The sequence below is a fragment of the Microbacterium sp. p3-SID336 genome (assembly GCF_025143365.1).
Lineage (GTDB): Bacteria > Actinomycetota > Actinomycetes > Actinomycetales > Microbacteriaceae > Microbacterium.
Map to the genome: position 1 here is coordinate 125385 of NZ_JALXPE010000001.1, position 22831 is coordinate 148215.

The following is a 22831-nucleotide window of genomic DNA, read 5'->3' on the forward strand; positions in this document are numbered from 1 at the left end:
CGTCGCGGACTAGCCTGGGGGGACCGGATCCGCCAACCCGAAGGGAGCACACGATGGATGTTCTCGGTCCCCGCATCGTCATCGCCGCCTTCGACGGATGGAACGACGCGGGCGAGGCGGCCAGCGGCGCGATCGCCGCCCTGCGCTCGGCCGGCGGCTACGACCTCGTGCACTCGGTGGACCCCGAGCTCTACTTCGACTACCAGTACACCCGTCCCGCGACGCGCATCGACGCCGAGGGGCGGCGTCAGCTCACCTGGCCGGAGGCCGCGCTGTGGCGACCGAAGGAACCAGGCCCAGGCCCCGAGTTCTGGCTGCTCACCGGTGCGGAACCGGCCCGTACCTGGCAGGCGTTCGCCTCCGAGTTCATCGACGTCGCGCTGCGCGACGACATCACGGGCTTCGTCACGCTCGGCGCGATGCTCTCCGACGTGCCGCACACCAGGCCCATCTCGATCTTCGCATCGAGCCAGAACGATCAGGTCCGCGAGGCGCACGGGCTGGAGCGCTCGGTCTACGAGGGCCCCGTCGGCATCCTCAGCGTGTTCGAGCACTTCGCGGAGAACGCGGGGATCCCCTCCGTCAGCCTCTGGGCGAGCGTGCCGCACTACGTCGCCTCGGCCGCTCCCTCGCCGAAGGTGACCCTGGCTCTCCTCGATCGGCTGGAGGAGCTGACCGGGGTGGACGTCGACCGCAGACATCTCCGCACTGAGGCGGCCGCCTGGGAGGCATCGATCGACGCCGCCGCCTCCGAGGACGAGGACATGGCGGAGTACATCCGACAGCTGGAGCGCACGCGCGACACCTGGGACTCCCCCGAGGCCTCCGGCGACGCGATCGCCCAGGCGTTCGAACGGTACCTGCGTCGGCGCGACGACGGTCCAGGCGACCGCAAGCGCTGATCGGGGCTCAGGCCGGGATCACGCCCATCCCCAGCAGCACGAGCAGCACGCCGCCGAGCAGGATGCGGTAGATCACGAACGGCAGGAAGCTGCGCTTCGAGATCCAGCTCATGAAGAACGCGATGACGCCGAGCGCGACGACGAAGGCGACGCCCGTCGCGGCGAGCGTGTCGCCGAAGGAGAAGAACGACGGCTCGTCCCAGCTCTTGAACAGCTGGTAGAAGCCGCTGCCGAACACCGCGGGGATGGCGAGCAGGAAGGCGTACCGCGCGGCGGCCGCGCGCTCGTATCCGAGGAACAGCCCCATCGTGATCGTGCCGCCGGAGCGCGAGACGCCAGGGATCAGCGCGAGCGCCTGCGCGAATCCGAACGCGATGCCGTGCGGGTAGGTCAGGTCGCCCAGCTTCCGGCGCTTCGCTCCCACGTAGTCGGCGACACCCAGCAGGATGCCGAACGCGATGAGCATGATCGCGACCAGCCACAGCGAGCGGAAGACGGTCTCGATCTGGTCCTGGAACAGCAGTCCGAGCACGACGATCGGGATGCTGCCGATGATGATGAGCCATCCCATGCGGGCGTCGGGGTCGTTGCGCGGGGCCTTGCCGACCAGCGAACGGAACCACTGCGAGATGATCCGCACGATGTCACGCCAGAAGAACACCACCACCGCGGCCTCGGTGCCGATCTGCGTGATCGCGGTGAACGCCGCGCCCGGGTCCTCGCCGGAGGGCAGGAAGGTGCCGATGATGCGCAGATGGGCGCTGGAGGAGATCGGCAGGAACTCGGTGAGTCCCTGGACGATCCCCAGGATGAGAGCTTCGAACAGATGCATGACAGGCTTTCAAGTCTCGGGAGGGCACGGAGGGGGCTGAGCGCCACTCAGTACGTGCGCAGCAGATCGGCCAACACCCGCTGGCCGAAGACAAGTGATTCTACGGGTACACGCTCGTCGACGCCGTGGAACATGCCCGTGAAATCGAGATCCGCCGGCAGTCGAAGGGGCGCGAAGCCATAGCCCGTGATGCCGAGCGAGGCCAGCGCCTTGTTGTCGGTGCCGGCGCCCAGCAGGTAGGGGATCACCGGCACTCCGGGGTCGTGTCGGCCCAGAGCCGCCACCATGGCGTCCACCAACTCGCCCGCGAACGGCGTCTCCATGCCGATGTCGCGCACCACGGTCTCGATGCGGATGTCGTCGCCGACGATGCGCTGCAGCTCGGCCAGCACGTCGTCCTCCGTGCCGGGGATCACGCGGACGTCGATCAGCGCCTCCGCGCGCTCGGGGATGACGTTGTGCTTGTAACCCGCGGTCAGCGCGGTGGGGTTCGTGGTGGTCCGGAAGGTCGAGCGCAGGAACGCCTCCGCGGGACCGGCAGCCGCCGCCAGGGCGTCCGGGTCCTCCGTTCCGCGGCCGCTGAGCGCGCTGAGCCCGTCCAGGAGCGCGACCGTGGTCGGCGTGAGACGGATCGGCCAGCGCGTCCGCCCGATCGCCGCGACGGCCTCGGCGAGCCGCGTCACAGCGTTGTCCTCATGCAGTCGGCTGCCGTGACCGGCTCGTCCGGTGGCGACCAGACGGATCCAGATGAGGGCCTTCTCCCCCACCTGCAGCAGGTACGCGCGCCGGTCGTCCACCGAGATGGAGTATCCGCCCACCTCACTGATCGCGGCCGTCGCGCCGGCGAACCACTCCGGGCGGTCCCGCACCACGAGCGCCGAGCCCTCCACGCCGCCGTTCTCCTCGTCCGCGAAGAACGCCAGCACGAGATCGCGCTCGGGCTGCTCGCCCGCCCGCAGGATGTCCGCGACCGCGGTGAGGATCATCGCGTCCATGTTCTTCATGTCGACCGCCCCGCGGCCCCACAGCATGCCGTCACGCACGACCCCCGCGAAGGGGTCCACCGTCCAGTCCTCCGCCATCGCAGGCACCACGTCGAGATGTCCGTGCACGACGAGCGCCGGCTTGCTGCGATCGCGCCCGGGGACCCGCGCCATCACGTTCGTCCGACGCGGTATCGGCTCGTAGTACTCCACGTCGAGCCCCAGCTCGCGAAGATAGGCCCCGACGTACTCCGCGGCCTCCCGCTCGCCCTTCGCGTCACCGCCTCCGAAGTTGGAGGTATCGAAACGGATGAGGTCACTCGCGATGCGCGCGACCTCGGGCAGGGAGGCGTCAGTCATGCGACTCAGGCTATCGAAACAGCGTGCCACGCCCGGGCGTCGCGCTCGGTTCGAACCGCCCCGGAGAACGTGCTAATCTCATTCTTCGGTCGGCAACGATCAAATCCCACACCTGCGCGGGTGGCGGAATGGTAGACGCGCTAGCTTGAGGTGCTAGTGCCCGATAGGGCGTGGGGGTTCAAGTCCCCCTCCGCGCACAGAGAACGAAGGCCCCGGATCCATGGATCCGGGGCCTTCGTCGTTCCCGGCCTTCGCGCCCTCGCGCCTCGAGCGAGGCGCGAGGGAATGGGCTCACACGGCGCCCACGCCGAAAAGCAGACCGAGCGCATACGTGATCGCCGCCGCGCCGAAGCCGATCGCGAGCTGACGCAGCGCCCGACGCAGCGGCGGGCCGCCCGACAGCACACCCACCATCGCGCCCGTGCTCAGCAGCGCGACGCCCACCAGCACGAGCGCCAGTACGATCGCCGCGGTGCCCTCGAGCCCGAAGATCCACGGCAGGACCGGGACGATGGCGCCGGAGGCGAACAGCAGGAAGCTCGAGATCGCCGCCGTCCAGTCGCTGCCGACGATCTCGTGGTCGTCCGCGCCGTGCACCAGGACCGGCCCGGTCGCCGTGCGTCGCACCCCCTCCTGAGCCGCGGTGACGATGCGGCGCGCACGGGCGAGCGACTCGGTCTGGTCCATGCCCCGGGCGCGATAGACCAGTGCGAGCTCGTTCTCGTCGATGTCCAGGTCGGCAGCGGACGCCGCCGCGTTCTCATTCGCCTCCGTCGCGGCGAGGAGCTCGCGCTGCGACCGGACCGAGACGAACTCCCCCGCACCCATCGACAGTGCGCCGGCGAGCAGCCCCGCGATACCGCTGAACAGCACGAACCCGGAGCTGACGCCGGTGGCCCCGATGCCGAGGACGAGGGCCAGGTTGCTCACCAGTCCGTCATTGGCGCCGAACACCGCGGCGCGGAACGATCCGGAGAGACGACGACGCCCGCGAGCCGCGAGGCCCCGCACGACCTCGAAGTGCACCTTCTCGTCGGCGCGCATGGCGGGGGTCGCCCACTGCTCCGCGTCGTACGGCGACCGCGCCTCCGCGCTCTGCGCCAGGGCCAGCACGAAGATCGAGCCGAAGCGACCGGCCATCCACCCCAGCAGGCGCGAGCGGACGCCCGCGCGCGGCAGTCGCCGCGGCTCCCCGCCCAGCAGGTCGAGCCAGTGCTGTTCGTGGCGTCGCTCCGCATCGGCGAGGCCCAGCAGGATCTCGCGCTCCTCCCCCGTGCGACGCGCCGCGAGCCGGCGATACACGGCGCCCTCCGCGCGCTCCTCGACCAGGTAGCGCGCCCATCGTCGGCGGTCGGACGCCGTCGATCCGGTTGCGGCAGGGGCAGACATGGAACCTCCAGTAATCACGGTGCCCGGGATGCGGGCAACCGTTCCACGCTATCCGCGAGGGTTCGCGACACGGGCCTCCTGGCACCGATTGCCAGCATTTCGGGGATCCGAAGCGGACGCCGCGACGGACGCCCTCGCAGGAGTCAGGAGCGGACGCGCTTGCGCAGCACCTCGATGCGCGACTGCAGCTGCGTGACGGTCGCCTGCGCCACGGCCGGACCACCGCAGATCCGCCGCAGCTCCGCATGCACGGCGCCATGCGGCTGCCCGGACTGCCGCGCGTAGAGGCCGACGAGGCTGTTGAGGAGCTGACGCTGCTCGCGGAGCGTGCGATGCAGCGGCGCGGGCAGCGTCGTGGTCTGCGTGGGCTCCTCGGCGGCCTCGCGCACCTCACGGTGCCGCGACTGCCGTGCCTGGCGCTGCATCAGGAGCTCATGCACATGCTCGGGCTCGAGCAGCCCCGGGAACCCGATGAACTCCTCTTCCTCCGGCGTGTTCGGCTCGGCGAGCTGCCCGAACTCCTTGCCCTCGAACACCACGCGGTCGAAGTGCGCCACCGAGGAGATCGCCTGGTAGCTGAACTCCTGGGTCAGCGCGTCGGAGGCCTCGTCCTCGCGGTTCGCGCTCTCCAGCAGGGAATCGTCGAGGCCGTCCTCGTCCTTGGACTGCCGGTCGAGTGCGTGGTCGCGCTGCTTCTCCATCTCGTTCGCGAGCTTCATCAGCACGGGGACATGCGGGAGGAAGACGCTCGCCGCCTCGCCGCGACGGCGGGCGCGCACGAAGCGACCGATCGCCTGCGCGAAGAACAGCGGCGTCGACGAGGAGGTGGCGTAGACGCCGACCGCGAGTCGAGGCACGTCCACGCCCTCGGACACCATGCGCACCGCGACCATCCAGCGCTGCGTCCCAGCGGAGAACTTCTCGATGCGCTCGGAGGCGGTCGCGTCATCCGACAGCACGATCGTCGGCTGCTCGCGGGTGATGCTGTGCAGGATCTTCGCGTATGCCCGCGCGACCGTCTGGTCCGTCGCCAGCACGAGGCCTCCGGCGTCAGGGACGTGGTGGCGGATCTCGGTCAGTCGGCGGTCGGCGGCGGAGAGCACGGCGGGCATCCAGTCGCCCTCCGGATCCAGCGCGGTGCGCCACGCCTGCGAGGTCACGTCCTTCGTGTTGTCCTGGCCGAGATGCGTCTCGAGCTCGTCGCCGGCGCTCGTGCGCCACCGCATCTTGCCCGCGTACATGTGGAACAGGACAGGGCGCACGACCCCATCGGCGAGGGCACGGCCGTATCCGTAGGCGTAGTCGGTGCTGGAGACTCGCGCACCGGACTCGTCGGGGAGATACTCCACGAACGGGATCGGCGCGGTGTCGCTCCGGAACGGGGTTCCGGAGAGCAGCAGCCGCCGCTTCGCAGGTCCGTAGGCGTCGCGGATGGCATCGCCCCAGCTCAGCGCGTCGCCGCCGTGGTGGACCTCGTCGAGGATGACCAGCGTCTTCGCGTCCTCCGTCAGGTGTCGGTGCACCGAGGACTTGGCGGCGACCTGCGCGTAGGTCACCACGACGCCGTGGTAGTGCCGCGCGGGAGCCCAATGGCTGTTGCGGAACCGCGGGTCGAGTCGGATGTGCACGCGCGCCGCCGCATCGGCCCACTGCGTCTTGAGGTGCTCGGTGGGCGCGACCACGATCACCCGGTCGACCTCACCGATGCGCATGAGCTCCACGGCGAGCGTCAGGGCGAACGTGGTCTTGCCGGCGCCCGGCGTCGCCGCCACGAGGAAGTCGCGCTGGTCGGCCTGGAAGTACGCGTCGAGGGCCTCCTGCTGCCACGCCCGCAGCTTGCTCGCCGTCCCCCACGGGGCGCGCTGAGGGAAGGACGGAGAGAGCATCGACTCCACGATAATCGCTGCCGGGGACACCGTCGCATCCGCGCGGACCCCCGCGCGCGTCCGACCCCGCCGGCCACCGGACGAGTAGGCTCACGGGGTGCGTGGCAGCCTCCATCGCCGCGCATCCCCCCGCGAAGGAGAGCCGGATGACCGATCAGGATTCGACCAGGAGCCCCTACGTCCCCAACGAGACCGCGCACCCGTGGCGACGGTTCGTCGCGCTGGGCGACTCGTTCACCGAGGGCATCGGCGACCCGGACCCCGCCGCACCGGGAGGACACCGCGGCTGGGCCGACCGTGTCGCCGAGGTGCTGGCGCAGCAGGTGGACGACTTCGCGTACGCGAACCTCGCCGTGCGCGGCAAGCTCATCGCGCAGATCGTGGCCGACCAGGTGGAGCCGGCCGTCGCACTGCGTCCCGACCTGATCTCGATCTGCGCGGGCGGGAACGACGTCATCCGCCCCGGCACCGATCCCGACGCCATCGCCGCCCAGCTCGAGGACGCGGTGGCGCGACTCTCGTCGACGGGCGCCGCGGTCATCCTCTTCACCGGCATCGACACCGGGTTCACGCCCGTGTTCCGCCCGTTCCGCGGCAAGGTCGCGATCTACAACGAGAACGTGCGCGCGATCGCCGAGCGTCACGACTGCATCGTCGCCGACCAGTGGGCGCTCAAGGTCGTGCAGGACGCCCGGTTCTTCGACGACGACCGACTTCACTACAACGCGCTCGGGCACCACGAGGTCGCGCGCATGGTGCTGCGGGCCCTCAACGTGCCGAACGACCTGGAGGCCATGCAGCCGGAGCCGCTGCCGCTGCGCACGTGGCGCGCTGCCCGGTCGGAGGACCTCGGGTGGGCGCGTGAGCACCTGGTGCCCTGGGTGCTGCGCCGGCTGCGGCACCAGTCCTCGGGCGACAACATCGCCGCCAAGCGCCCTGAGCCGTCGCCGGTCATCCTGCCCTACAAGAACTGAGCCTCAGCGGCGCAGCGCCCACAGCGCCACCGCCGCGGCCGACGCCACGTTGAGCGAGTCCACGCCGCCGGACATCGGGATCGTGACCACGGTGTCGGCGGACGCGATGGCCGTGCGCGAGAGACCGTCCCCCTCGGTCCCGAGGACCAGTGCCACACGCTCCGGGCGTTTCGCGGCATACGCGTCGAGCCCGACGGCGTCGTCGGCCAGGGCGAGTGCGGCGATGTCGAACCCCGCGCCCCGGAGGTCCTGCACCCCGGCGTCCCAGTCGAGCATCCGCGTCCACGGCACCTGGAACACGGTGCCCATGCTCACCCGCACGCTGCGGCGGTAGAGCGGGTCGGCGCAGCGCGGAGAGACCAGCACCGCATCGGCGCCGAGCCCGGCAGCCGCCCGGAACGCCGCTCCCACGTTCGTGTGGTCGCCGATGTCCTCCAGCACGACCACGAGCCGCGCCCCCTCGATCACGTCTGCGACCGGGGCGAGCGGCGGGCGATGCATCGAGGCCAGAGCACCGCGGTGCACGGGGAAGCCGGTCACCTGCGCGGCGACGTCGTCCGGCACCACGAGCACAGGAGCAGGCAGATCGCCGAGGATGCGGCCGACCTCCGCCACCCGCCGCTCCGACACCAGAACGGACCGAGGACGGTGCCCCGCGGCGACCGCCCGTGCGATGACGGTGGCGGTCTCCGCGATGTACAGCCCGCCCTCCGGCTCGGTGACCGCGCGCAGCGCGGTGTCGGTGAGACCGCGGTAGTCGTCCAGTCGAGGGTCGTCGAGGTCGGTCACGCGCTGCAGGTCCACGCCTCCACTCTGCCACCGCGGCCTGCCCTCCCCGGACGGCCCGTAGACTCGCTCGAGGAGGTGCTGTGAGCGTGTCGAACCCCGCCGAGCCGTCGGCCGCCGTCGCCCGCGCCGCCGATCTGCTGCGTGACCGCCGTGTCGCCCTGCTGACCGGCGCCGGGATCTCCACCGACTCCGGCATCCCCGCCTACCGCGGCGAGGGCGCGCGCACCCGCAGCAACCCCATGACGATCCAGACCTATCTCGGCGACGAGGCCGCTCGTCGGCGGTACTGGGTCGGCGGGCACCTGGGGTGGCGGGCCTTCGCGCAGGCCGAGCCGAACCCGGGACACGTCGCGCTCGCGCAGATGGAGGCGGACGGTCGCGTCTCCGGAGTCATCACGCAGAACGTGGACGGGCTGCACCTCCGCGCGGGCAGCTCCCACGTGATCGAGGTGCACGGCACCATGCGGCGGGTGCTGTGCCTGCACTGCGGACAGGTGTTCGATCGGCGCGACATCGCCGTGCAGATCGAGCAGCTCAATCCGTGGATCACGGTTCCGGAGAACGTGGCGCTCGCACCGGACGGCGACGTGCTGCCGGAGAGCACGGAGGGCTTCGTGATCCCGACGTGCACGGTGTGCGGCGGGATGCTGAAGCCCGACGTCGTGTTCTTCGGCGAGTACGTGCCGCAGGACCGCTTCCGCGCGGCGGAGTCGCTGCTGCGTTCGAGCTCGGCCCTGGTGGTCGCCGGCTCCTCCCTGGTCGTCAACTCCGGCGTGCGACTCGTGGAGCGGGCGCGACGCCGCGCGATCCCTCTCATCATCGTCAATCGCGAGCCGACGCGTGCGGACGCCTGGGCGGATCTGACGATCGCCGCGGGTACCAGCGACGTGCTGCCCGCCCTCCAGGAGCTGCTGCAGTGACCCACATCACCCTCATCCGCCACGGCCAGACCGACTGGAACCTCCAGCGGCGCATCCAGGGTTCGACCGACATCCCGTTGAACGACACCGGACGGGAGGACGCGCGGTGGGCGGCGGAGAAGCTGGCCGGCACCACGCATCACGCGGTGTACACGAGCCCCCTGGTGCGTGCGCGGGAGACCGCCGCGATCGTCGCCGAACGGCTGGGGCTGGAGATCGCCGGGGTGGTCCCCGATCTGCGCGAACGCGAGTTCGGCGACGGCGAGGGTCTGCTCGTGCCCGACTATATCCGCACGTACGGCGACTGGCACGCCGAGGTCCCTGGTGCCGAGTCGCTGCAGGACGTGGGCGTGCGGGCGATCGCAGCACTGCATCGCATCGCGCAGGATGCGCGTCGTCGGTCGGCCCCACAGGCCGAGTCCGTGCTCGTGGTCACGCACGGCGGTGTGATCCGCGCCGTGATCGACCACGTGTCCGGGGGCACCCTGCCGCGCGACGGCGACGTGCTGCGCAACGGCTCCGCGCACCGCTTCGTCGCCTCGCCCGGCTACCTCCGCCTGCTCGACGAGTCGCCCGTCCTCTGAGCACCCGACGGTCAGACGAGCCGCCGTCGTGGGACCGGAGATCGCCCGGTTCGGGCGCGGACTCAACCGGCGCGCGCGACCACGGAACGGGCGTGCCGGAGGACGGGCTCGTCCACCATCCGTCCCTGGAAGCGGAACACGCCGCGCTCCTCTGCGGCTGCGGCCAGCACCGCGCGCGCCCAGGCCACCGTCTCCGGATCGGGGCGATACGCCGCTCGGATCGGCGCCACCTGGGACGGGTGGATGCATGCCGTCGCGCGGAAGCCCGACGCGGCGGCGTCCTCAGCCTCGCTCTGCAGTCCTCCGACATCGTCGATGTCGATGTGCACCGCGTCGATCGCAGCCTTCCCGTGTGCGCCGGCCTCGAGCAGGACGCGGGAGCGCGCGTAGCGGGCGATGTCGCGGTAGCCGCCCGCGGCGGTGCGCGACGACGTGCCGCCCAGCGACGCCACCAGGTCCTCCGCGCCCCACATCATGCCCACGATCAGCGGATGCGCGGCGATGTCGTCGGCAGCGTGGATCCCGCGCGCCGTCTCGCACAGCGCGATGAGCGAGTAGCTGTCGTCGAAGGCTGCGAGCCCCGCCGTGCTCTCGGTCTTGGCGACCATCACCGTGCGGAATGACGTCTGTGCGAGTGCCTCGAGGTCCGCGCGGAAATCGGCGCTGTCCGGTGCGTTCACGCGCACGATGGTCCTGGCCGGGTCGAGGTCCGCGGCGAGGAGGTGGCGCCGGGCCTCGACCTTCGCCTCCGGGAGCACCGCGTCCTCGAGGTCGACGATGACACCGTCCGCCCGCTCCATCGCCTTCCCGAACCGTTCGGGACGGTCGGCGGGACAGAACAGCAGCGCCGGTCCGAGATCGAAGCTCATTCCGCCCCCTCCTCCGGTGCGCGGCGGACCAGCACACTCCGTGACGCGGTCGCGATCACCGTGCCGTCCTGGTTCCGCCCCGTGTGCGCGATCTGCACGATGCCCTGGCCTGGCCGCGACGCCGAGAGCCGCTTCTCCACCACGACGCTCTCGGTATACAGGGTGTCCCCGGCGAACAGCGGATGCGGGAATGCGATGTCGCTCAGCCCGAGCTGGGCGACGAGCGTGCCCTGGGTGAGTTGCATGACGGAGGCGCCGACCATCGTCGACAGCGTCCACATGGAGTTCATGAGGCGCGCATGGAACGGCTCCTGCGCCTCGGCGAAGGCCGCGTCCAGGTGCAGCGCCTGCGTGTTCATGGTCAGCGTGGTGAACAGCACGTTGTCCGCCTCGGTGGCCGTGCGCCCCGGGCGATGCAGGTAGCGGGCGCCGGGCTCGAACTCCTCGAAGTACAGGCCGCGCTGCACGATGTCGCGCATGGTCATCCCCTCACGCTACCCGGCGAGCCCCAGAGTCCTGGCGATCACGAGCAGCTGCACCTCGGTGGTGCCCTCCCCGATCTCCAGGATCTTCGAGTCGCGGTAGTGGCGCGCCACCGGGAACTCGTTCATGAACCCGTTGCCGCCGAAGATCTGTGTGGCATCCCGCGCGTTGTCCATCGCCGCCTCCCCGGCCACGAGCTTGGCGATGGCCGCCGCCTCGGCGAACGAGAGCCCGCGGTCGCGGAGCCGCGCCGCGTGGTGCCAGGCGAGGCGCGCGGTGTGCACGCGAGCCCGCATGCGAGCGAGGGTGAACTGGGCGTTCTGGCGTGTGCTGAGCGCGCTGCCGAAGATCGTCCGGCTCTTGGCGTACTCCACCGCCGCCTCCAGACACCCTTCCGCTGCTCCGGTGGAAAGGGCGGCGATCGCGATGCGCCCCTCGTCGAGGATGCTGAGGAAGTTGCGGAACCCGTGTCCGCGCTCCCCCAGCAGGTTGCCGGCCGGGACCCGCGCTCCGTCGAAGGTCAGCGGATGCGTGTCCGACGCGTTCCAGCCCACCTTGTCGTACGGCGGCTCGACCGTGAAGCCCGGGGTGCCGTTCGGCACGATGATCGTCGAGATCTCCTTGCGCCCCTCGACGCTGCCGGTCACGGCGGTCACCGTGACGAACCGGGTGATGGGCGTGCCGGAGTTCGTGATGAACTGCTTGGAGCCGTCGATCACCCACTCGTCGCCGTCGAGGCGGGCGGTCGTCCGCGTGGCTCCGGCGTCGCTGCCGGCCTCGGGCTCGGTCAGGCCGAATCCGGCAAGGGCCCTTCCGGCGAGCAGATCGGGCAGCAGCTCACGCTTCTGCTCCTCCGTGCCGAAGCGGAAGACCGGCATGGCCCCGAGGCTGACCCCGGCCTCCAGGGTGATCGCGATGGACTGGTCCACGCGGCCGAGCGCCTCGATCGCCAGCCCGAGAGCCATGTAATCGCCACCCTGGCCGCCGTACTCCTCGGGAAACGGCAGGCCGAACAGTCCCAGTTCGCCCATGCGTGCCACGACGTCCATGGACAGCGTGTGCGTGCGGTCCGCCTCGTACGCCTGCGGAGCCACCACGGTCTCCGCGAATTCGCGCACCATCGCCGCGAGCTCGCGCTCCTCCTCGGTCAGGCTGTCCATCATCGGTCCTCCTCAGTCGTCGTCACCCGCGCGACCGGCTGGTCGCGCCGCACCTGGTCGCCCACCACGACCAGCAGCTGCACGACGCCGTCGTGCGGCGCGAGCACCTGGTGCTCCATCTTCATGGCCTCGACGGCCACCAGCGGGTCGCCGGCCGTCACCGTCGCGCCGTCGGCGACGTGCACCGCGACGACACTCCCCGGCATCGGAGCGCGGCCCTCCGGCGCGCTGGCGCGCGCACCCCGATCGGCTGCCGCGAGACGCCGCCGTAGCAGCTGCCTGCGGTCCAGGGGACGCAGCCGCACGGTCGCGCCGGCATCGGACGCCCAGACCGCGCCGTCGGCGTCGATCGCGGCACGGGCTTCCCCGGCGGGCGCCGCGTCTCGGTCGATCATGAGGAGCTCGTCGTCGTCGGTCACCACACCCAGCGGGGCATCGAGGGCCGGGTCCGCGCCCAGCCGCCATCCGGTGAGGGACTGCCACAGCGGACCTGCCCCTCGCGCGCGCGTGGCCACCCCGGTCAGGCCGGCGACGGCGGACAGCTGTGCCGGAGTCGGGCGACGCGTCGGGAGCGGCAGCAGCGTCTCGATGAGTCCCGTGTCCAGGTCGCCGGCGCGGACCCGCTCGTTCCGCAGCAGCGTGCGCAGGAACGCGATGTTGGTGTCGACCCCCAGCACGACCAGGCGTGACAGCGCATCGTCCAGACGACGCAGCGCCGTCTCTCGATCGTCCGCGTGTGCGATCACCTTCGCGATCATCGGGTCGTAGTAGCCGCTGACCTCACTGCCGCTCTCCACCGCCGAGTCCACGCGGACCCCGGCGGGCGCCTCGAACAGCAGCACAGTTCCGGTGGAGGGCAGGAAGCCCCGCTCGGGGGACTCCGCGTACACGCGCGCCTCCACGGCGTGGCCCCGGAGCTGCGCGTGCACGTCCAGGCGCTGCCCGTCCGCGACGCGCAGCTGCAGGGCCACGAGATCGAGGCCCGTGACCTCCTCCGTGACCGGATGCTCGACCTGGAGACGGGTGTTCATCTCGATGAAGAACACGTCCTCAGGGGCGTCCGCATCCACCAGGAACTCGACGGTGCCTGCGCCGACATAGGACACGCTCTCCGCCGCACGGACGGCGGCCGAGAGAAGGCGTTCCCTGGTCTCCGCGGGGATGCCGGCAGACGGCGCCTCCTCGATCACCTTCTGATGACGACGCTGGAGCGTGCACTCGCGCTCGCCGAATGCGACCACCCGCCCGTGGTCGTCGCCGAAGACCTGGACCTCGATGTGTCGGGGCCGGCGGATGAGCCTCTCCAGCACGAGGGCGTCGTCGCCGAACGCAGCGGATGCCACGCGCCGAGCCGAGGCGAGCGCCGCCGACAGCTCGGTGGCCGCGGAGACCACCTCCATGCCCTTGCCGCCGCCGCCCGCGCTCGGTTTCACGAGCAGCGGGAACCCGACGGCGGCGGCCTCCTCCGCGATCTCGGCATCGGACAGGCCCCTCGCGTCGAAGCCGGGGACCACGGGCACGCCGCTGCGCGCGACGTGCTCTCGAGCTCTGGCCTTGTCCCCCATGATCTGCAGCGCCTCGACCGAGGGGCCGACGAACACGATCCCGCTCTCGGCGCAGGCCTGCGCGAGCCCGACGCTCTCCGAGAGGAACCCGTAGCCGGGGTGGATCGCCTGGGCGCCCGTGCGGCGGGCGGCCGCGATCACGGCGTCGATGTCGAGGTAGGACTCCGCGGCGGGCGCGGGACCGATTCGCACGGCGGTGTCGGCTTCGCGCACGTTCGGCGCGCCGGCGTCCGCATCGCTGTACACCGCCACGCTCCGGATGCCCTGGTCTCGGAGCGTGCGGATGATGCGCCTGGCGATCTCGCCGCGGTTGGCGACGAGGACGGTATGGAAGGAGGGACGGCTCGTGGTCGGCATGGGGCTCACATCCGGAAGACGCCGAAGCGCGGTTCGGGCAACGGGGTGCGGGACACGACGTCGAGGGCGAGGCCCAGCAGGTCGCGGGTCTGGGCGGGGTCGACGATGCCGTCGTCCCAGAGTCGAGCGGTGGCGTAGTACGGCTCGCCCTGTCGCTCGTACTGCTCGCGGATCGGGCTCTCGAACGCGGCGCGCGCGTCCGCCTCCCACGCCTCGCCACGGGCCGCCAGCTGCTCCTCCTTCACGGTGGCGAGCACGGACGCCGCCTGCGGACCGCCCATCACCGAGATGCGGCTGGCCGGCCACGACCACAGGAACCGCGGCGAGTAGGCCCGACCGCACATCGAGTAGTTGCCGGCGCCGAAAGAGCCGCCGATGATGACCGTGAGCTTCGGCACCCGGGTGGTCGCGACCGCGGTCACCATCTTGGCGCCGTCCTTCGCGATCCCGCCGGCCTCGGCGTCCGAGCCCACCATGAACCCCGTGATGTTCTGCAGGAACAGCAGGGGAATGCCCCGCTGGTCGCACAGCTCGATGAAGTGCGCGCCCTTCAGCGCGGACTCCCCGAACAGCACGCCGTTGTTGGCGACCACCCCGATGGGATGGCCGTGCAGGCGCGCGAAGCCGGTGACGAGGGTCGTGCCGTACTCGGCCTTGAACTCGCGGAAGGTGTCGCCGTCGACCACGCGATCGATGACCTCGTGCACGTCGTACGCGGCGTTCACGTCCACGGGGACCACGTCGTACAGGGAACCCGTCTCGGCGGGTGGACGGCTCTCCTGCACCTCCCAGGCGGGAGCGGCGAGAGGCGGCAGCGTCGCCACGATGTCTCGCAGGATCTCGAGCGCGTGCTCGTCGTCCTCGGCGAGATGGTCGACCACTCCGCTGCGCCGGGCGTGCAGCTCTCCCCCGCCGAGTTCCTCGGCCGTGACGATCTCGCCGATCGCGGCCTTCACCAGCGGCGGACCGCCGAGGAAGATCGTCCCCTGTCCGCGCACGATCACGGTCTCATCGCTCATGGCGGGCACATACGCGCCGCCCGCTGTGCAGGAGCCGAGGACGGCGGCGAGCTGAGGGATGCCGGCCGCCGACAGCCGCGCCTGGTTGAAGAAGATGCGGCCGAAGTGGTCCCGGTCGGGGAAGACCTCGTCCTGTTTCGGCAGGAAGGCCCCGCCCGAGTCGACCAGGTACAGGCACGGCAGGCGGTTCTCCAGCGCGATCTCCTGCGCGCGCAGGTGCTTCTTCACCGTGAGCGGAAAGTAGGTGCCGCCCTTGACGGTCGCGTCGTTGCACACGACCATGACGTGGCGTCCGTGCACGAGGCCGATGCCGGCGATCACGCCGGCCCCCGGCGCCTCTCCCCCGTACAGCCCGTCCGCCGCAAGAGGCGCGATCTCGATGAAGGGGCTGCCCTCGTCGAGGAGGCGGGTCACCCGGTCCCGCGGCAGCAGCTTCCCGCGTGCGACATGCCGCTCGCGCGAGGCCGGGGGGCCGCCGACGGCCGCCGTCGCGAGTCGCTCGCGCAGCTCCTGCGCCAGGCTCTCCTGGGTTGCCGGCATCGTGATGTCCTCCTCGACCCCACGCCCGCGCCGCCGGAGCTGGCGCGGTGGATGCTTCCTCGGTTAGTGTTCACTAACCCGATGATTCAGGTTAGCGAGGATTAACTGAGATGACAAGCCCGCTCACCGCCCGAGACCGTGCCAAGGCGGAACGGTCCGACGCGCTGCTGCATGCCGCCGCACGCCTGTTCGCCGCGCGCGGGTACACCGGCGTCAGCCTGGAGGACATCGGTGCGGCCGTCGGCGTGTCCGGGCCCGCCGTCTATCGTCACTTCGCCGGCAAGCAGGCTCTCCTCGGCGCCGTACTGGTGAAGGTGAGCCATGACCTCGTGGACGGAGGTGAGCGCGTCGCTGCGCTCACGGACGACGCGGACGAGCGCATGCGCGGACTCATCCGCTTCCACGTGGACTTCGCTCTGGGCAACGCCGAGGTCATCCAGGTGCAGGACCGCGACGTGGCGCATCTCGCTGAGGCCGACCGCGCCGAGGTCCGCCGACTGCAGCGTGCCTACATCGAGCTCTGGATGGACGCGCTCGCCGCCGTCGATCGTCCGGCCGCGGTCGAGCGCGACGAGCTGCGGCTGCGGGTGCAGGCGTGCTTCGGGCTGATCAACTCCACGCCACACAGCACGAGGGCGGCCACGAGGCGGCATTCCGCCACCGCGACCGTGCTGGCCGCGATGGCGGACGCCGCGCTGCGCGCCGTCAGCTGAGGAGCATCGCCCGTCCCGGCTCCTCGAGGATGTCGGCGACCTCCTTCAGGAACGCCGCCCCCTCGGCACCGTCGACGAGCCGATGGTCGAACGACAGGCTCAGCGTCATGAGCTGACGCAGCGCGATCTCTCCCCGGTGCTCCCAGGGCTGTCTGCGCACGGCACCCACGGCCAGGATCCCGGACTGCCCTGGCGGCAGAATCGGGGTTCCGGCGTCGACACCGAACACGCCGATGTTCGAGATGGAGAAGGTGCCACCGGCGAGTTCGGCGGGTGACGTCTTCCCGGCGCGGGCGGTCTCGGCCAGCGACTTCACGGCATCGGCGAGCTGCACCAGGGTCAGCCGCTCCGCGTCCCGGATCATCGGGACGATCAGTCCTCTCTCGGTCGCGGCGGCGATGCCCAGGTCGACGTACCCGTACTGCACGATCTCTCCGGCGGCCTCGTCCCAGCGCGAGTTCAGGCCCGGGGCGCGGCCGAGCGCGAGACACACGGCCTTCGCCACCACGGCCAGCGGACCGATGCGGTGCGCGCTGAGGGCACGGTCCTCGCGCAGGCGTGCCAGCAGATCCATGGTCGCCGTGACGTCGACCGTGTGGAACACGGTCACGTGCGGGGCGGTGAAGGCGCTCTGCACCATGGCCGCGGCCGTGTGCTTGCGGACACCCCTGATCGGCGATCGGGTCTCGCGGGCACGGTCGTCGTGGCGCGGCGGCAGGAGCTGCGGCTCCACCTCCGCACGCTCCGCAGGAGCAGCCGCCCCCGCGCCGACGCGTTCCGCATAGTCGTCGACGTCCTTACGCGTGATGACGCGGTCGCCGACCTCCGCCGCGACCAGCACGAGGTCGACGCCGAGGCGTTTCGCGTGCGCCCGCACCGGCGGCGTCGACCGCGGACGCTTGATGACGGTCTCCACCGAGGCGGTCGGTGCGGCGTCGTGCGGTGCCGCCTCCAGCACCGCCGTGTCGGCCGCGGGGACGCTGCCGCCGATCCGACGCGCCCGGCGCGCGGGACGCCCCGTCGTCGAGGGGGCGGCGCCGTAGCCGACCAGGTTCGGCTGCGCCTTCTCCGGCTCGGTCCCCGCGGACGCGCCCGCCGGGTCACCCGCCGCCACCGGTTCCTCTCCGGCCACGTCGAATTCGATCAGCGGGGCCCCGACGGCGACGGTCTCCCCCGCGCTCGCGTGCAACGTCGAGACGGTTCCCTCGTACGGCGACGGCAGTTCCACGACCGCCTTGGCCGTCTCCACCTCCGCGAGCGTCTGGTTCAGCGCGACGCTGTCGCCCGGTGCGACGAGCCACTGCACCACCTCGGCCTCGGTCAGTCCTTCACCGAGGTCGGGAAGCCGGAACTCCGCGATCATGCCTCTGCTCCCGTCAGGCTGTGGGGTCGGTCGAGCACCCGGTCGACCGCGTCGAGCAGGCGATCGAGGTCAGGAAGGTGGTACTTCTCGAGCTTCGCGGGCGGGTAGGGCACGTCATGACCGGTGACCCGCAGCGGGGCGGACTCGAGGTATTCGAAACAGCGCTCGGTGATGCTGGCGATCACCTCGGCGGCGAGTCCCGCCTCTCGCGAGGCCTCGTGGGCCACGACCACGCGACCGGTCTTCCGGACGGAGGCGGCGACGGAGTCGTAGTCCACCGGCGACAGCGAGCGCAGGTCGATCACCTCCAGCGAGACGCCCTCGTCCTCCGCGGCTTCTGCCGCCTGCAACGCCGTGGTGACCATCGCTCCGTAGGTGATGAGGGTGGCGTCCGTGCCCGCGCGGACGACTCTGGCGAGCCCCATCGGGGGCGCGTCCGCGAGCGGGGCGTCGAGGTCGACCTCCCCCTTGTGGTGGTACAGGCGCTTCGGCTCGAAGAACACCACGGGGTCGTCGCTCGCGATCGCCTGGCGCAGACTCCGGTACGCGTCCTGCGGGTTGGAGACGGCGATCACGCGCAGGCCCGCGGTGTGTGCGAAGTACGCCTCGGGCGACTCCGAGTGATGCTCGGCCGCGCCGATGCCGCCCGCCCAGGGGATGCGGATGGTGACCGGCATCTTCACGCGACCCTGGGTGCGGTAATGCAGCTTCGCGACCTGCGAGACGATCTGGTCGAAGGCGGGGTACAGGAACCCGTCGAACTGGATCTCCACCACCGGCCGATAGCCGCGGAAGGCGAGGCCCACCGCGGTGCCGACGATGCCGGACTCCGCGAGCGGCGTGTCGATCACACGCGCAGCGCCGAATTCGTCGAGGAGACCGTCGGTGATGCGGAACACGCCGCCGAGCTTGCCGATGTCCTCGCCGAGCAGCACGACCTTGTCGTCGTCGCGCATCGCCTGCCGCAGACCGGCGCCGAGTGCCTTTCCGAGTGTGAGCTCGGTCATGGTCAGGCCTCGCTCTCGAACGATGCGAGGTAGGCGGCGTATTCCGCGCGCTGGCGCTCCAGCCCCGTGTGCGGTTCGGCGTACACGCCGTCGAACACGGCCAGCGGCGGTCGGGTCACCATGCCCAGGCACGCCGCACGCATCTCCTTCGCGACAGCGTCCGCCGCCGCCTGGGTGTCGGCGACGTGCTCCTCGGTCAGCTCACCGCGGGCGCGCAGGTGCGCTTCGAGCCGGGCGATCGGGTCGCGCCGCCGCCACGACTCCAGCTCCTCCTCGTCGCGGTAGCGCGTCGGGTCGTCCGCGGTGGTGTGCGGGCCCATGCGATAGGTCACGGCCTCGATGTAGGCGGGGCCGTTGCCCGTGCGCGCATGCTCGAGCGCCCAGCGCATCGCCGCCATGCACGCGAGGACGTCATTGCCGTCGACGCGGAGACTCGGGATGCCGAATCCGGGGGCACGTCCGGCGATCGGGTACTGGGACTGGACGGCCACCGGCTCCGAGATCGCCCAGTGGTTGTTCTGGCACACGAACACCACCGGTGCCTGATACGAGGCGGCGAAGATCATCGCCTCGTTGACGTCTCCCTGGCTGGTCGCTCCGTCCCCGAAGTAGGTCACCGCGACCTCCGGGGCGTTCTCGTGCCGGATGCCCATGGCGTAGCCGACCGCATGCAGCGTCTGCGCGCCGATGATGATCTGGAGCGGAGCGACGCCGAGGACGGCAGGGTCGTACGCCGCACCCTCTTCGCCGCGCCACATGCGCACGTAGTCGCCGGGCTGTGCGCCCCGCGCATAGATCACGCCGGTCTCGCGGTAGCTGGGGAAGACGAAGTCCTGCGGTGCCAGCGCGCGAGCCGTGCCGATCTGCGTCGCCTCCTGACCCTGACACGGAGCCCACAGACCGAGCTGCCCCTGCCGCTGCAGGGCGACACCCTCGGCGTCGATGCGGCGGAGGACGACCATGTCACGGTGCAGCGCGCGGAGCTGAGCGGCATCCACATCGGCGACGAGCGGGTCGAGTCGGGGGTTCGGCACGCGGGACCCATCCGGAGCGAGGATGCGCTCCGAGAGCTCGAGATCCTGGGCGGCGTCTGCGATGGGGGTGATCTGCGGCGACATCATCGTCCTCCTCGTCCCTGGCGGCCCTCGTGAGGCCACGCAACGGTGCCGGCGTCATCACCGACATGGTCTGAGAGTACGTCTGCTCAACACCTCGCTCAAGCATTCGGTGCGCGCTTGAGCATGTTGCTCATTTTTCGCTGACTGAGCCCTGCTATGGTTTGGCACTATGCCTGGACTCGACCGCATCGACCTCGACCTGCTCGCAGCGCTCGCCGAGGATCCGAGGATCACGATCGTCGCACTCGCCGAGCGGATGGGACTTTCCCGCAACACGATCCAGGCGCGCATGGCACGCCTGGAGCAGAGCGGAGTCTTCCTCTCCTACGAGCGCTCCTTCTCCCCCGATGTGCTGGGCTTCCCCCTCCAGGCGTTCGTGAGCATCGGGGTGCGCCAGACCGAGCTTCCGCGGATCATCAACGAGCTCGCGCGCATCCCCGAGGTCGTCCAGGCCCACGGGCTGAGCGGATCGATCGACCTCCTGGCGCGGGTCGCCTGCCGCGATGCCAGGCACCTGTTCGACACCGACGCGCGGATCCTCTCCATCGAAGGAGTGGAGCGGACCGAGACCTCCCTCGCGATGGGCGAAGTGATCCCCTTCCGTGTGGCCGGTCTCATCGGCCTCGCGCGACGGGAATCCGGAGGAACCTTCTGATCGCGCCCGCGGCCTCCGCGGGCGTCTCGTAATGGATCAGATGCCCCACGTGCGCGATCTCGACGAGCTCGGCGTCGGGGAACAGGGTCGCGAGATGCCGCTCGGCTTCGATCGGCGTGATGTCGTCGCGCTGCGCCGCGACCAGCAGCGTGGGCACGGAGATCCGCGGCGCGAACTCCCTGACATCGTGCGAGACACTGGCCACGAACGCATCGTGCAGCACCTCCCGGTCGGAGAAGCGCGAGAAGTAGGTGTCGTGCTGATCGTGGATGAACCGCCGCAGGGCCGGGTCGTGCGTCTTCGCCATCGTGATGCTCATGACGCGCACGATCACCCTGTTGCGCAACAGCGCCGTGCCGAGTCGTTCCGGCAACCGCGCGCCGAGCGCGTAGTAGAGGATCGCGAGCCGGGTCATCAGCCCCTTGGGTCCCTCCAGCGCCGGCGCACCGATCGGGTTGAGCAGGATGAGCCGCGGGGTCTCGAGTCCGCCGGCGACCGCCGCCGCGGCCACGATGGAGCCGAAGGAGTGACCGAGGATCACGGCGCCCGGTGCGACTGCGGCGGCGAACCCAATGAGCCACGACGCGTACGCGTCGAGATCGTGACGGCGGCCTGGCAGCGGCGCTGACTCGCCGAAACCCGGCAGATCGGGGACCAGCACGCGCGCCTCCGGCAGATACGCGAGCACGGGCTCCAGTCCATGGTGCTCGCCGCGGAAGCCGTGCACCGCCACGACTGTCGCCTGCGCATCCGGCGCCCCGTACTCCCAGTACGCGGTGATCCCGCCGGCGACTTCGACCTCGTGTCGGCGTACGGGAAGGCGCTGGAGGCGGTCCGCATAGGGGGAAGGCACGCTCATCCCTCGAGTCTACGAGCCTCCGTCAGCGGGCCCGTCGGGCTTGGTGTCAGCGGGATGGGTTATCGTCCAGAGAGGCGCCGTTCTCGACGGCGTGCAGCGAGGGGCGGCGGGTGCAGTTCACATCCAGGGACATCGAGCAGGTGGAGTCCACCTGGCAGCAGTTCGTGCCCTCGGCGACCTTGCAGGACGTCGATCCGCGGCGCTTCCGCTTCGACTGGCGCTCCGTCGAGGTGGGCATGACGAGCCTGGTGCGCTACGAGCTCACAGCGCAGGTCCATTCCCGGGCGGAGCCGGACGATCAGCTGCTGGTGTGCCGCGTGGAGGCTCCGGACGCGCGCCTCTGGTCGGACAGGCAGACGCTCGACGCCGGCCAGCCCTGGCTCACCGACGGCACGCGCGTGGAGGCGCGATGGGACCGCAGTGCACACGTTCGTGCTCTCGTGTTCGACCGCGCCTCTGCGGAAGCAGCGGCGCGGCAGATCACGGGTGACGACGGCATCGAACTGAAGGGCACGGGGCTCGCTCCCCACTCGGCAGCGGACGGCGCGCGCTGGGAGGCCATGTTCTCCTACATCGACGGCGCTCTCGCAGACGACACCGTCGACCCGTTCGTCGCGGCTGAGTTCGAGCGTCATGCGCTCCTGCTCACCCTGCACAGCTTCCCGACGACGTTCAGCGAGGCCCTCCGCCGCCCGGCGCAGCGTTCCGCCGCTCCGGTCTCGGTGCGACGCGCCCTGTCGTACATCGACGCAAACGCCCACCTCCCCATCACGATCGACGACATCGCCGCGGCCTCGTTCATGTCCACCCGCGGCCTGCAGTACGCCTTCCGCCGCGCACTCGATATGACGCCGACGGATGCGCTGCGCCGCGCACGGCTCGACGGCGCGCACCGGGACCTCCGCGCGGGCATGGGCGCCTCGGTCGCCACGGTTGCGCGTCGCTGGGGGTTCAGCAACTCCTCGCGCTTCGCCGCGGCGTATCGCGACACCTACGGCATGCCGCCTACCCTCCCGCGCTCGTGAGGCCGACGCCGTACACCGGGCGCACAGTCGTTGCGCGGATGACGGCGCGTTGCGCGTCGCCGTCCTGGCGGGCACGGAGAGCGATTAGAGTCCGTAGTACCCCCTAGGGGTGGCCGTATGCGCTGCCCTGACGAAACGCCGTGAGGAGTCCCATGAACACGACAGCCATCCGCAGCGAGAAGGCCTGCTGACGATGGGAAGTCTGTATTACGGCGACACGCAGACGCCGATCCAGATCGACGACCGGGCGCTCGCGCACCTCAAGGTCGTGATTGCGACGAAGCTGCGACGCAACGAGAGCTTCACGCTGTCCTGGCGCCACCCCGAGGGCGACGCGCCGGGGCGCTCCACCCTCTGGCTGCACCCCTCCATTCCGCTGCGCTTCGTGTTCGATGCGCCCGAGCCGCCCGAGCTGAGCCGGCGGTGGATCGAGGAGCTCGCGCACTCCGCCAACTCCAGCGGCGGAATCACGCTGGTCG

At 70.9% G+C, this 22831-nt stretch carries 22 protein-coding genes and 1 tRNA gene; 9 read left to right on the forward strand and 14 right to left on the reverse strand.

Features of this window, described 5'->3' with window-relative positions:
• The first annotated feature begins 53 nt into the window (after positions 1 to 53).
• A complete protein-coding gene (locus M3C17_RS00650; RefSeq protein ID WP_259975665.1) occupies positions 54 to 902 on the forward strand; it encodes a PAC2 family protein in 849 nt (282 codons plus the stop codon).
• A 7-nt stretch (positions 903 to 909) separates the two neighbouring features.
• Here M3C17_RS00650 and M3C17_RS00655 read toward each other — a convergent pair whose 3' ends face one another.
• Complete coding sequence (locus tag M3C17_RS00655; protein ID WP_259975666.1) at positions 910 to 1734, reverse strand: undecaprenyl-diphosphate phosphatase; 825 nt, start codon at positions 1732 to 1734, stop codon at positions 910 to 912.
• 47 nt (positions 1735 to 1781) lie between these two features.
• Positions 1782 to 3077 (reverse strand): M20/M25/M40 family metallo-hydrolase, encoded by a 1296-nt coding sequence (locus tag M3C17_RS00660; protein ID WP_259975667.1) that lies wholly within the window; start codon positions 3075 to 3077, stop codon positions 1782 to 1784.
• Between the two features lie 114 nt (positions 3078 to 3191).
• Between M3C17_RS00660 and M3C17_RS00665 the strand changes: the two genes are divergently transcribed.
• Positions 3192 to 3274: transfer RNA gene (locus M3C17_RS00665), tRNA-Leu, on the forward strand.
• A gap of 94 nt (positions 3275 to 3368) precedes the next feature.
• Here M3C17_RS00665 and M3C17_RS00670 read toward each other — a convergent pair.
• Entirely contained in the window at positions 3369 to 4466 is a 1098-nt protein-coding gene (locus M3C17_RS00670) for a VIT1/CCC1 family protein (RefSeq protein WP_259975669.1), read from the reverse strand.
• Between the two features lie 143 nt (positions 4467 to 4609).
• The gene (locus tag M3C17_RS00675; RefSeq protein ID WP_259975671.1) at positions 4610 to 6352 is read right to left on the reverse strand and encodes a DEAD/DEAH box helicase; all 1743 of its coding nucleotides are present in this window, start codon (positions 6350 to 6352) and stop codon (positions 4610 to 4612) included.
• Between the two features lie 146 nt (positions 6353 to 6498).
• Between M3C17_RS00675 and M3C17_RS00680 the strand changes: the two genes are divergently transcribed.
• The gene (locus M3C17_RS00680; protein ID WP_259975672.1) at positions 6499 to 7326 is read left to right on the forward strand and encodes an SGNH/GDSL hydrolase family protein; all 828 of its coding nucleotides are present in this window, start codon (positions 6499 to 6501) and stop codon (positions 7324 to 7326) included.
• 3 nt (positions 7327 to 7329) lie between these two features.
• Here the strand turns inward: M3C17_RS00680 and M3C17_RS00685 are convergent, their stop codons facing one another.
• Positions 7330 to 8130 (reverse strand): RNA methyltransferase, encoded by an 801-nt coding sequence (locus M3C17_RS00685; RefSeq protein ID WP_259975673.1) that lies wholly within the window; start codon positions 8128 to 8130, stop codon positions 7330 to 7332.
• A 65-nt stretch (positions 8131 to 8195) separates the two neighbouring features.
• Here M3C17_RS00685 and M3C17_RS00690 point away from each other — a divergent pair, with 65 nt between their 5' ends.
• Together M3C17_RS00690 and M3C17_RS00695 are read left to right on the forward strand one after the other, a co-directional pair.
• The gene (locus M3C17_RS00690) at positions 8196 to 9035 is read left to right on the forward strand and encodes a Sir2 family NAD-dependent protein deacetylase (RefSeq protein WP_259975674.1); all 840 of its coding nucleotides are present in this window, start codon (positions 8196 to 8198) and stop codon (positions 9033 to 9035) included.
• Complete coding sequence (locus tag M3C17_RS00695) at positions 9032 to 9619, forward strand: histidine phosphatase family protein (protein ID WP_259975676.1); 588 nt, start codon at positions 9032 to 9034, stop codon at positions 9617 to 9619. Before M3C17_RS00690 ends, M3C17_RS00695 begins: the two co-directional genes overlap by 4 nt.
• Positions 9620 to 9681: 62 nt before the next feature.
• Here the strand turns inward: M3C17_RS00695 and M3C17_RS00700 are convergent, their stop codons facing one another.
• Genes M3C17_RS00700 through M3C17_RS00720 form a run of 5 tightly spaced genes read right to left on the reverse strand, consistent with a single transcriptional unit; the run spans position 9682 to position 15612 of the window.
• A complete protein-coding gene (locus M3C17_RS00700) occupies positions 9682 to 10488 on the reverse strand; it encodes a CoA ester lyase (protein ID WP_259975678.1) in 807 nt (268 codons plus the stop codon).
• Complete coding sequence (locus M3C17_RS00705; protein ID WP_259975679.1) at positions 10485 to 10973, reverse strand: MaoC family dehydratase; 489 nt, start codon at positions 10971 to 10973, stop codon at positions 10485 to 10487. Before M3C17_RS00705 ends, M3C17_RS00700 begins: the two co-directional genes overlap by 4 nt.
• 9 nt (positions 10974 to 10982) lie before the next feature.
• The gene (locus tag M3C17_RS00710) at positions 10983 to 12131 is read right to left on the reverse strand and encodes an acyl-CoA dehydrogenase family protein (protein ID WP_311198413.1); all 1149 of its coding nucleotides are present in this window, start codon (positions 12129 to 12131) and stop codon (positions 10983 to 10985) included.
• The gene (locus M3C17_RS00715; protein ID WP_259975681.1) at positions 12131 to 14053 is read right to left on the reverse strand and encodes a biotin carboxylase N-terminal domain-containing protein; all 1923 of its coding nucleotides are present in this window, start codon (positions 14051 to 14053) and stop codon (positions 12131 to 12133) included. The genes M3C17_RS00710 and M3C17_RS00715 overlap by 1 nt, the downstream gene beginning before the upstream one ends.
• A gap of 5 nt (positions 14054 to 14058) precedes the next feature.
• Positions 14059 to 15612, reverse strand: coding sequence for a carboxyl transferase domain-containing protein (locus M3C17_RS00720; RefSeq protein WP_259975682.1), 1554 nt, complete (start codon positions 15610 to 15612; stop codon positions 14059 to 14061).
• 110 nt (positions 15613 to 15722) lie between these two features.
• Here M3C17_RS00720 and M3C17_RS00725 point away from each other — a divergent pair, with 110 nt between their 5' ends.
• Positions 15723 to 16325, forward strand: coding sequence for a TetR/AcrR family transcriptional regulator (locus M3C17_RS00725; protein ID WP_259975683.1), 603 nt, complete (start codon positions 15723 to 15725; stop codon positions 16323 to 16325).
• Here the strand turns inward: M3C17_RS00725 and M3C17_RS00730 are convergent.
• Genes M3C17_RS00730 through pdhA form a run of 3 tightly spaced genes read right to left on the reverse strand, consistent with a single transcriptional unit; the run spans position 16318 to position 19813 of the window.
• Complete coding sequence (locus tag M3C17_RS00730) at positions 16318 to 17688, reverse strand: dihydrolipoamide acetyltransferase family protein (protein ID WP_259975684.1); 1371 nt, start codon at positions 17686 to 17688, stop codon at positions 16318 to 16320. The genes M3C17_RS00725 and M3C17_RS00730 overlap by 8 nt on opposite strands.
• Entirely contained in the window at positions 17685 to 18695 is a 1011-nt protein-coding gene (locus M3C17_RS00735; RefSeq protein WP_259975685.1) for an alpha-ketoacid dehydrogenase subunit beta, read from the reverse strand. Before M3C17_RS00735 ends, M3C17_RS00730 begins: the two co-directional genes overlap by 4 nt.
• A 2-nt stretch (positions 18696 to 18697) precedes the next feature.
• Entirely contained in the window at positions 18698 to 19813 is a 1116-nt protein-coding gene (gene pdhA / locus M3C17_RS00740; protein WP_259975699.1) for a pyruvate dehydrogenase (acetyl-transferring) E1 component subunit alpha, read from the reverse strand.
• A 169-nt stretch (positions 19814 to 19982) separates the two neighbouring features.
• Between pdhA and M3C17_RS00745 the strand changes: the two genes are divergently transcribed.
• Entirely contained in the window at positions 19983 to 20468 is a 486-nt protein-coding gene (locus M3C17_RS00745; protein WP_259975686.1) for an Lrp/AsnC family transcriptional regulator, read from the forward strand.
• Here M3C17_RS00745 and M3C17_RS00750 read toward each other — a convergent pair.
• The gene (locus tag M3C17_RS00750) at positions 20428 to 21327 is read right to left on the reverse strand and encodes an alpha/beta fold hydrolase (RefSeq protein WP_259975688.1); all 900 of its coding nucleotides are present in this window, start codon (positions 21325 to 21327) and stop codon (positions 20428 to 20430) included. The two genes, M3C17_RS00745 and M3C17_RS00750, sit on opposite strands and share 41 nt — an antisense overlap.
• Positions 21328 to 21437: 110 nt before the next feature.
• Here M3C17_RS00750 and M3C17_RS00755 point away from each other — a divergent pair, with 110 nt between their 5' ends.
• The gene (locus M3C17_RS00755; protein WP_259975689.1) at positions 21438 to 22352 is read left to right on the forward strand and encodes a helix-turn-helix transcriptional regulator; all 915 of its coding nucleotides are present in this window, start codon (positions 21438 to 21440) and stop codon (positions 22350 to 22352) included.
• 193 nt (positions 22353 to 22545) lie between these two features.
• A partial coding sequence (locus M3C17_RS00760) for a hypothetical protein (RefSeq protein ID WP_259975690.1) occupies positions 22546 to 22831 on the forward strand: 286 nt, incomplete at its 3' end.

Bases quoted from the DNA above. Each gene is read 5' to 3' on its own strand.
- pdhA (WP_259975699.1), bottom strand. From the start codon at position 19,813: ATGTCGCCGCAGATCACCCCCATCGCAGACGCCGCCCAGGATCTCGAG.
- M3C17_RS00660 (WP_259975667.1), bottom strand. From the start codon at position 3,077: ATGACTGACGCCTCCCTGCCCGAGGTCGCGCGCATCGCGAGTGACCTC.
- M3C17_RS00730 (WP_259975684.1), bottom strand. From the start codon at position 17,688: ATGATCGCGGAGTTCCGGCTTCCCGACCTCGGTGAAGGACTGACCGAG.
- M3C17_RS00710 (WP_311198413.1), bottom strand. From the start codon at position 12,131: ATGGACAGCCTGACCGAGGAGGAGCGCGAGCTCGCGGCGATGGTGCGC.
- M3C17_RS00680 (WP_259975672.1), top strand. From the start codon at position 6,499: ATGACCGATCAGGATTCGACCAGGAGCCCCTACGTCCCCAACGAGACC.
- M3C17_RS00745 (WP_259975686.1), top strand. From the start codon at position 19,983: ATGCCTGGACTCGACCGCATCGACCTCGACCTGCTCGCAGCGCTCGCC.
- M3C17_RS00725 (WP_259975683.1), top strand. From the start codon at position 15,723: ATGACAAGCCCGCTCACCGCCCGAGACCGTGCCAAGGCGGAACGGTCC.
- M3C17_RS00735 (WP_259975685.1), bottom strand. From the start codon at position 18,695: ATGACCGAGCTCACACTCGGAAAGGCACTCGGCGCCGGTCTGCGGCAG.
- M3C17_RS00650 (WP_259975665.1), top strand. From the start codon at position 54: ATGGATGTTCTCGGTCCCCGCATCGTCATCGCCGCCTTCGACGGATGG.
- M3C17_RS00715 (WP_259975681.1), bottom strand. From the start codon at position 14,053: ATGCCGACCACGAGCCGTCCCTCCTTCCATACCGTCCTCGTCGCCAAC.
- M3C17_RS00670 (WP_259975669.1), bottom strand. From the start codon at position 4,466: ATGTCTGCCCCTGCCGCAACCGGATCGACGGCGTCCGACCGCCGACGA.
- M3C17_RS00700 (WP_259975678.1), bottom strand. From the start codon at position 10,488: ATGAGCTTCGATCTCGGACCGGCGCTGCTGTTCTGTCCCGCCGACCGT.
- M3C17_RS00655 (WP_259975666.1), bottom strand. From the start codon at position 1,734: ATGCATCTGTTCGAAGCTCTCATCCTGGGGATCGTCCAGGGACTCACC.
- M3C17_RS00750 (WP_259975688.1), bottom strand. From the start codon at position 21,327: ATGAGCGTGCCTTCCCCCTATGCGGACCGCCTCCAGCGCCTTCCCGTA.
- M3C17_RS00720 (WP_259975682.1), bottom strand. From the start codon at position 15,612: ATGCCGGCAACCCAGGAGAGCCTGGCGCAGGAGCTGCGCGAGCGACTC.
- M3C17_RS00705 (WP_259975679.1), bottom strand. From the start codon at position 10,973: ATGACCATGCGCGACATCGTGCAGCGCGGCCTGTACTTCGAGGAGTTC.
- M3C17_RS00675 (WP_259975671.1), bottom strand. From the start codon at position 6,352: ATGCTCTCTCCGTCCTTCCCTCAGCGCGCCCCGTGGGGGACGGCGAGC.